Below are 5,557 nucleotides of genomic sequence, written 5' to 3' on the forward strand. Positions count from 1 at the left end.
GCAAGACCCGCTTCGCGGGCCAAACGTCGTGCTAGGGGTGTGGCGCGTGCGCCCGAGGACGATTGGCTGATCTCCCCCCTTTTGGGGGAGATGGCCGGCAGGCCAGAGGGGAGCGCGACAGGCTCGGACGTCGGCGGGGCAGCGCCCCCCTCTGTCGGCTTCGCCGACATCTCCCTCACGGGTGGGGAGATGGGCGCCTTGCCCTGCTTCGGCTCGGCAGTATCAGCCCCATAAGCCTCATCGTCGGCATAGATCCAGGCAACCGGCGCGCCGACCGCAATATCGACGCCTTCCTTGCCGGTGACGTCGCGCAGGATGCCACTGGCCGGCGCGTCGATTTCCATTGCCGCCTTGTCGGTCTCGATCTCGAACAGCACATCGCCCTTCTTGACGTGCGCGCCTTCCTCGGCGAACCAGCGCGAGATCTGTCCGGTCGCCATGTCCATGTCGACCTTGGGAAGAATGACTTCGATCGGCATGGGCTAGCGGACCCCCTTCACGAGGTCGCGCGCAGCGGTGATGATGCCGGGAACCTGCGGCACCGTGGCCTTTTCCAGTTCCGGATTGTAGGGGATCGGCGTCTCGGCGCCGCCTAGCCGCACGATCGGGGCGTCGAGGTAATCGAACGCATCGCTTTCGGCGATCATGGCGCTGACCTCGGCGCCGATGCCCAGCGTCTTGACCGCCTCGTAGACGCAGAGAAGCCGCGATGTCTTCTTGACGCTGTCGATGACGGTCTGCTTGTCCATCGGCCGGATGGTCCTGAGATCGATGACTTCGATGTCGATGCCCTCGGCTTCCAGCGCCGCAGCCGCCTCCAGCGCCTTGTGCACCATGATCGAGGTGGCGACGATGGTCAGATCACGGCCCTCGCGGCGGATATCGGCCTTGCCGATCGGCACCGTATAATAACCTTCGGGCACCGGGCCCTTCATCTTGTAGAGCAGCTTGTGCTCGAAGATCATCACCGGATCGGGATCGGCGACCGCCGCCAGCAGCATGCCCTTGGCATCGTATGGCGTCGCCGGCTGGATGACCTTGAGCCCGGGCACATGGCCGAGCCAAGCTTCCAGGCTCTGGCTGTGCTGCGCGGCAGCACCCGTGCCGGAGCCGGCAGGAAAACGCATCACCACCGGAACGGAAACCTCGCCGCCGAGCATGAACCGCATCTTCGCCGCCTGGTTGACGATCTGCTCCATGGCCAGCGTCGCGAAATCGGAGAACTGGAATTCGAAGATCGGCCGCATGCCGGTAACGGCCGCGCCGACGGCGACGCCCGCGCCGCCCAGTTCCGAAATCGGCGTGTCGATGACCCGCTCAGTGCCGAAGCGCTCGACCAGATCGCCGGTCACCTGGAACGCACCGCCATAGACGCCGATATCCTCGCCCATCAGGAAAACGCGCTCGTCCATTTCCATGGCGGTCGCCATGGCTTCCTGGATCGCCTGGGCGTAGCTCAGTTCACGCACCATCGCGTCCATCACGCCTGCTCCGTGTAAACATAGTCCTGGATGCTTTCGATATCGGGCGACGGGCTCGTCTTGGCGAATTCGATGCCGTCGGCGATCTCCCGCGCCACGGCATCGCGGATGCCTTCGATGCCCTTGTCGTCGATGAAGCCGAATTCCCGCAGCTCGCTTTCAAACAGCGTGATCGGATCGCGGTTCGACATCCAGTCCTCGATCTCTTCCTTGGTGCGGTACCGATTGCGGTCGCTCTTGGAATGGCCCCGGTGGCGATAGGTCTTGGACTCGATCAGCGTCGGCCCTTCGCCTGCCCGCGCCCGCGCCACGGCCTGGTGCGATGCTTCGGCGACCTCGGAGAAGATGTTGCCGTTGACGATGACGCCGGGCATGGAGTAGGCGGCGGCGCGCTCGGCGATGTTCTTGACGGCGGTCGAGCGGGCCGTCGATGTCGACATGCCGTAGCCATTGTTCTCGCAGACGAAGATCACCGGCAGCTTCCAGATCGCCGCCATGTTCAGCGCCTCGTGGAAGGCGCCTTCATTGTTGGCGCCGTCGCCGAAGAAGGACACCACGACCTTGCCGGTCTTCATCATCTTGGACGAGAGGCCGGCGCCCACCGCGATCGGGATGCCGCCGGCGACGATGCCGTTGGCGCCGAGATTGCCCTTGGCGACATCGGCGATGTGCATCGAGCCGCCGCGCCCCTTGCAGTAGCCCGTGGTCTTGCCGAAGAACTCGGCGAACATGCGCTTGACCTCGGCGCCCTTGGCGATGCAATGGCCGTGGCCTCGATGCGTCGAGGTGATCTGGTCGTCCTCAGCCAATGGCATGCAGATGCCCATGGCGCTGGCTTCCTGGCCGATCGACAGGTGCATCGTGCCGTGAATGAGACCGCGCGTGTAGCACTCTTCCGCACCTTCTTCGAAGCGGCGGATGAGATACATCTTGTAAAGCACCTGCTTGAGCTGCTCGGCGCTGTACTGGCGGTAGACGAAGGGCAGATTGGCGCGACTGTCCGCGATGGCCTTGCTTGCTCCAGCCATGATTACGCCCCCACGGTTCCGTAGACGAGTTTGTCCTGGCGCGCGCGCAGTTCGGCGATCTTGGATCCGGCTGCCGGAGCCGCGTTCGCGTAGGTGATGAGCTCGCCCTTCCTGATCGGCGCGGTGACCGATCCGCCCTGCAGCAACCCGCACGGGATGGCCGTGGCGGCATGCGCTTCCGGGGCCGTCATGATCCAGGCACGGTAGCAATATTCCCCGATCGCATCGAGCTTGTCGCCGGGCTTCATATCCTTCTTGGCCACGGCGCAGACTTCGGCCACGGGCTTGGCCAGCGGCACCATGTCCGCCTTGCCGTAAAGCACGACGCGGGCGCAGGTCAGCGGCACTTCGAGCGAGGTCAGGTGGTAGGGCCGATGGAAGGTGAAGTAGGGACCCTTGCCCATCTTCAGATCTTCCATGCGCTCGGAAATGCGCGGATGCGACATGTCGGCGACGACGAAGACGCCGGGCGCCACGCCCTTGCCGATCGTGTAGTCGACGACGCCGACCCTCGACAGCACGCCGCCGTCCTTCTGCGGCACCAGCACCTTGGACAATTCGCCGAGCGTCGCCGCCGGGCCATGCATTCCGGCCTTGTCGGGAACCAGCCCGGTCGCATTGGCGATCGCCGCCATCTCGACCATGGTCTTGGAGCCATCGACGAATTCGACCAGCATGCGCACATTCATGTGCCGGCGCGTGGCTTCCTCGGCGTAGTCGTCGGGAATGGCATCGATGTTGAGCGGATTGTTCTTGCCCTTGCCGGCGGCCACGATCGGATGGCCCATCGCCGAGACGAACTCGATCAGTTCCATGCAGGAGGACGGTTCGTCGCCGGCGCCCAGCGAATAGGTGACGCCCAGCCGGTCGGCCTCGCTCTTCAGATAAGCGCCGATGGTGACGTCCGCCTCGACATTCATCATCACCAGATGCTTGCCGTGCTCCATGGCGCGCAAGCCGATCTCGGCGCCGACGGCGGGAACGCCGGTGGCGTCGATGATGACGTCGATGAGATCATTGTTGATGACGAGGTTGGCATCGTTGGTGACAGCGATCTTGCCGGCTTCCATCGCCGCCGTCATCGCCGATGCGTTCGACACTTCACGGGCATGCCCGGTTTCCTGGAAGGCGATATCGACCGCCTTGCTGGCGGCGGGCAGATTGAGTTCGGAGATGGCGCCGATCTCGATGCCGGACATATGGGCGACGCGGGTGACTATATCGGTCCCCATCTCGCCGGAGCCGATCAGGCCGATGCGGATGGGCTTGCCGGACTTGCCACGTTCCTCGAGATCACGGGCAAGGCCCGTCAATGAAACATTGGACGCCATACCGCTTGTTCCTCCCATGCTGCAGGCTTGTGCATTTGCTTGACGGCGTATTGAACATCTGTATTTCTGTCAAGACTAATGTCCAGAATTGGGTACTTTTACGGTGCTTCCTATCAGAGTGGATGGCGCAAGAAAGAGGGCGCGAAGCCGCATGCCGCAAAGCTCACCGGCGCCCGCGCGTGCGTAGGCCCCATCGCGATCGGGGGCGCCTTGGCGACGCTCTTGATCCGTCCACAACCAGGGCTTGTCCACTACGCCGTCAGTGCTTAAAAAGCACATTTGTGCGTCGGCTTGGGGCTTTCCGATGAACGTTCAACAAAGGGTGCGACCTGTTCCGCTGCCGGACAATGGACCGGCCCGTGCGATTGCCGGTCTCTTCGCCGCGGAACTGCAGATTCCGTCAGTCGGCCTCGACGACAATTTCTTCGATCTCGGCGGCGACTCGCTGATGGCCGAGACCTTGGTGCTGGCCGTGCAGAAGCGGTTCGGCGTCAAGTTGCAGACCTCCGTCCTGCTCGAGGCACAGACGCCGCGCGAGTTCGGCCGCCTGATCGCATCGCTGGTCCCGGCCCATCCGGCCCGGCAACTGATCGTCCCGGTGTCGGGCAGCACAGGCCATGAGCCGATCGCGATGATCCATGGCATCACCGGTTCGGCGCTGTTCGCCAATCGCTTCAGCCGTCTGCTGAAGGAGAGATATGCCATCATGGCTGTGCGCGGCATGGGCACGGAACCCGGCGAGAAGCCCTATTCCGGCATCGCCGAAATCGGCTCAACCTACTTTGAAGCCCTGACCTCGGTCACCGGCCAGCATCCCGAAGTGCTTGGCGGCATCTGCGTGGGCGGGCTGCTGGCGATCGAAGTCGGCCGGCTGAGCTACGAGGCGACCGGCCGGCGGCCGGCGATCATTCTGATCGATCCGCCGTCGCCCGGCTCGCCCTGGTTAAAGCCGATGCGCGACAACCGCATGACCGAGACCAGGCGCCGCCAGATTGCCCGCAAGGTCATCTACTGGCGCCTTCTGCGCGACATCCTGGGTGGCGTGGGATTGGGACAGACGCAACTGGGCCGGCACCTGCGCAAGAAGGCGTTCAAGAGCGCGCTGTTGCAGGCGACCGCTGGATTCGTGCCCTCGTCCTATCCCTGCGACATCCTCATTCTCGCCAGCTCCGAATGGGGCGCCACGACGGTCGAACAATACAAGGGCTGGGCATCCGACAAGGCTACCGTGAAGACGGTGGTCATCCCGGGCACGCACGACAAGTTCCGTGTGGCCAACATGGAGTTGATCGACGGGGAGATCATCGCTTTCCTTTCCGCGCGAGGCGCGGCAGCCAGCGAAGTGCCGTATCGGCAATGAGTTTTGGAAAGCAGATCCTGGAGGCTTTCGCCGCCCATGGCGATCGCCTAGCCATGGTCAGCGACCGGTCGCGGATCACCTATCGACAGGCCCTGACCGAGATCGGACATCTTGCCGCCAATTTCAGCGCATCGGGTATAGGACGCGGCGATCGCGTCGGTCTGGCCATGATCGACAACATCGATGTGGTGCTCTCCATGCTTGCCTGCTGGAAACTCAGCGCCACCCCGGTCGTGATCGACTTCCGCACGCCTGGAAGCCAGCGTGCGCGGCAGGCACGAGACTTCGGCCTGAAAATGATCTTCGAAAGCCGCGCCATGCCGGGCGACGAGATCTATCCAAACGCGCTGTTCGATC

Annotated in this window: 6 protein-coding genes; 2 read left to right on the forward strand and 4 right to left on the reverse strand. The window is 63.7% G+C overall.

Features of this window, described 5'->3' with window-relative positions; all coding sequences use genetic code 11:
• The 4 genes from WC739_RS24230 to WC739_RS24245 all read right to left on the reverse strand — a co-directional run.
• A partial coding sequence (locus WC739_RS24230) for a biotin/lipoyl-containing protein (protein ID WP_372955527.1) occupies nucleotides 1–479 on the reverse strand: 479 nt, incomplete at its 3' end.
• A gap of 3 nt (nucleotides 480–482) precedes the next feature.
• Nucleotides 483–1,481: an alpha-ketoacid dehydrogenase subunit beta gene (locus WC739_RS24235; RefSeq protein WP_372955528.1), complete on the reverse strand. Its 999-nt coding sequence runs from the start codon at nucleotides 1,479–1,481 to the stop codon at nucleotides 483–485.
• Nucleotides 1,481–2,509: a thiamine pyrophosphate-dependent dehydrogenase E1 component subunit alpha gene (locus WC739_RS24240; protein WP_372955529.1), complete on the reverse strand. Its 1,029-nt coding sequence runs from the start codon at nucleotides 2,507–2,509 to the stop codon at nucleotides 1,481–1,483. The genes WC739_RS24235 and WC739_RS24240 overlap by 1 nt, the downstream gene beginning before the upstream one ends.
• 2 nt (nucleotides 2,510–2,511) lie before the next feature.
• Nucleotides 2,512–3,840, reverse strand: coding sequence for an NAD(P)H-dependent oxidoreductase (locus tag WC739_RS24245; protein WP_372955530.1), 1,329 nt, complete (start codon nucleotides 3,838–3,840; stop codon nucleotides 2,512–2,514).
• 304 nt (nucleotides 3,841–4,144) lie between these two features.
• On the opposite strand from WC739_RS24245, the gene WC739_RS24250 reads away from it, so the two are divergent.
• Nucleotides 4,145–5,200, forward strand: a complete 1,056-nt coding sequence (locus WC739_RS24250) for an alpha/beta fold hydrolase (protein ID WP_372955531.1) — start codon at nucleotides 4,145–4,147, stop codon at nucleotides 5,198–5,200.
• Nucleotides 5,197–5,557 (forward strand): AMP-binding protein (locus tag WC739_RS24255; protein WP_372955532.1); only part of this gene is annotated, 361 nt, incomplete at its 3' end. The genes WC739_RS24250 and WC739_RS24255, both read left to right, overlap by 4 nt.

The organism is Mesorhizobium sp. (assembly GCF_041661565.1).
Lineage (GTDB): Bacteria > Pseudomonadota > Alphaproteobacteria > Rhizobiales > Rhizobiaceae > Mesorhizobium.